Raw genomic sequence first — 444 nt, forward strand, 5'->3', positions numbered from 1 at the left:
ACCCCGGACGGCACCGGTTCGCAGAAGGTCGTCAATGGCCTGTACGCGATCGGCGAATGCTCGTGCGTGTCGGTGCACGGCGCGAACCGTCTCGGCACGAACTCGCTGCTCGACCTGGTGGTGTTCGGCCGCGCGGCCGGCAACCACATCGTCGCGCAGAACCTGAAGGAGCAGGGCAACCGCGCGCTGCCGGCGGACTTCGCCGACTATGCGCTGGGCCGTCTGAATCGCCTGGAGAATTCGAGCGGCGGCGAGAAGGTGCAGGACGTGGCCAACGCGATCCGCGCCACGATGCAGAAGCACTGCGGCGTGTTCCGCACGCAGGCGCTGATGGACGAAGGCGTGCGCGAGATCATGGCGCTGGACGAGCGCCGCAAGCACGTCTCGTTCAAGGACAAGTCGAAGGTGTTCAACACGGCGCGCATCGAAGCGATCGAGCTGGAC

At 66.4% G+C, this 444-nt stretch carries 1 protein-coding gene; it reads left to right on the forward strand.

The window, feature by feature from the left end; all coding sequences use genetic code 11:
- Window positions 1–444, forward strand: a 444-nt coding sequence (locus tag ASC93_RS21280) for an FAD-binding protein (RefSeq protein WP_229412826.1), incomplete at both ends; no start/stop codon positions are given.

It is taken from the genome of Massilia sp. Root335 (assembly GCF_001425685.1).
In the GTDB taxonomy this organism is placed as follows: Bacteria; Pseudomonadota; Gammaproteobacteria; order Burkholderiales; family Burkholderiaceae_D; genus Telluria; species Telluria luteola.